At 68.6% G+C, this 2,047-nt stretch carries 2 protein-coding genes; one reads left to right on the top strand and one right to left on the bottom strand.

Translation table 11 applies throughout. The annotated features are described in order from the left end of the window. The coding region (locus P409_RS32735; protein ID WP_034848542.1) for a hypothetical protein at positions 1 to 347 on the bottom strand (347 nt) is incomplete at its 3' end. A gap of 356 nt (positions 348 to 703) precedes the next feature. Here P409_RS32735 and P409_RS32730 point away from each other — a divergent pair. Further along, positions 704 to 1,861, top strand: a complete 1,158-nt coding sequence (locus tag P409_RS32730) for a hypothetical protein (RefSeq protein WP_034848539.1) — start codon at positions 704 to 706, stop codon at positions 1,859 to 1,861. Positions 1,862 to 2,047 lie beyond the last annotated feature (186 nt).

Genomic DNA, 2,047 nt, shown 5'->3' with positions numbered 1-2,047 from the left:
GCGATGTGCAGCCGCGTGCCGGGCAGCGGCGCCACTGCCACCCGCTCCCCCGCCGGGGCCGAGGGGTTGCGCCAGCGCGAGCTGCCGGTGCCCCAGACCACGACCTCGCCCTCCTTCAGGCTGTGGCCGATGGTGCCGACCGCAGCCATGCGCAGGCGCCGCGACTCATGCGCCACATGCTCGACCGGCAGGCCCGACAGCAGCGACACCATCACCGCGCTCAGGGCGTCGCCGAGATTGACGTAGTCCTGCTCGCGCGTCGCCGCCACCCAGGTCAGCGGCACGACCTGCCGTTCCCTGGCCGATGCGGCCAAAGCGCGAATGGTCTCGTTGCCCGGCACGGCCATCGAACACTCATGATTCCGGTTTCGTCGCAAAGGTTTTAAGCCCGAACCGTCGCCGCTGTCATGCTTTTTGCAGTGCGAAATCGCGGTGCAAGGCAAAATTCTTGGGATTGACGGGATCCGGGCACCTTTCAGTTCGTGTTTGGAATCCGCTTTCAGATCAATATGATGTGCCGAGCAAACCTGAATCCGGCCTTATCGGGCGCCGGCGGGGATGGGAATCGGACCGCTCCGAATCACCTCGCCGAACAAAACCTATGAAAACTTTCCGTGCGACATCCGGGCGCTTGCGGGACTGGCGGTTTCGATGATGCTGGCCGCGGGGGAGCCACGCCCGACCGGCAACGATGAGGGACTGCATGCAGATCCGTTTCCCGCTCCTCCCGGCCCTGGCGCTCGCCGCCGGGCTCGGCCTGGCCGCCGCGCCCGCGCCGGCCCGGGCCCAGGCCCAGTCCGACAGGCTGGAAGACTTCATGATCATGGATGTCTGCGTCGACCAGCATGACCGGATCGAGCCGGCGCTGGTCCCGGGCGACCGCGACTGCACCCGGCGCCGCAACATCCGCGCCGGCGAGGCCGTGCCGTACCACATGCACAACTTCCCCAACCCCGGGGCTCCCTGCCCGCAGCGGCTGGGCACGGTGTCGAAGGACAACATTCCGATCGAGAAGCACGGCGTCACCCGCATCGTCAGCTTCTACGACCGCGGCGTCGACCACAGCTGCCCGGACGCCAAGCCCGATGCCCCGACCTTCGGCAAGCTCGACACCGGCCGCGAGGGCGGCTCGGTGCAGTGGGTCGACGAGCATTGGGGCTACATCATGGGCAGCTGGAGCCCGGTGGCCCTGTCCTACTGGCTGACCCCGTCCTGCGCCGGGGCGCCCGACACCTCCGGCCGGTTCCGCTACGGCTGGGTGATCGGCCCGGCGACGCTGCCGCCGGAGGGCCAGGGCGGATTCGCCGTGTTCCAGAGCAAGCTGGTCACCAACAAGGACGGCCGGGAGCCGGAGGCAGCGGGCTGCCCGAAGCGCTTCGCCAAGCCGTTCACGATGTGGATGCGCGACCGCTTCACCTACAAGGACGGCCGCTCGCTGGACAGCCTGATCTCGCTGCGCTTCTCCAGCTCGGCCAAGGACGGCCAGGGGCCGGGGCCGGCGACCCAGGTCGAGATCACCTACTGGACCAGGGAGTTCGGCCTGACCCGCTGGGAGAAATGGGGCCGCGACGACTGGGTGCATCCGCGCAGCAGGATGGCCGTGGCCACGCTGGGCAAGACGCTGTTCGAGAGCGGCACCTGCAGCCCGCCCTACAGCTTCCGCAGCAGCCCGGTGCCGGGGCTGACGATCGCGGACAGCGGCAGCGGCGACGACTACAGCCGGACCCTGACCCAGGGCGGCGACTCGCATGCCTGGCACATGTCGCTGTGCAGCGACTACACCAACATCGTCAAGGATGCGGATGGCGGGCTGGTCGTGCCCTGGGGGCAGGCGCTCAGCGACGTCTTCTGGGCGGAATAGCGGCCCGCGGCGTCCGGGGCCCGGAGCGCGATGGCGATCGCGCTCCGGCTCATTTCAAGACCTCCTCATCATCGTCATTGCGAAGAGGCGAAGCCGACGAAGCAATCCAGGGGCCGGCGCGCACTGGCCCCTGGATTGCCTCCCTCGAATCGAGGCCGGGGGGTCGCAATGACGGTGATGCTAGCG

The sequence above is a fragment of the Inquilinus limosus MP06 genome (genome assembly GCF_000767795.1).
GTDB classification, from domain to species: Bacteria; Pseudomonadota; Alphaproteobacteria; order DSM-16000; family Inquilinaceae; genus Inquilinus; species Inquilinus limosus_E.
Note: the sequence above shows the minus strand (reverse complement) of the source record. Positions and strands in the feature narration are given on the sequence as shown.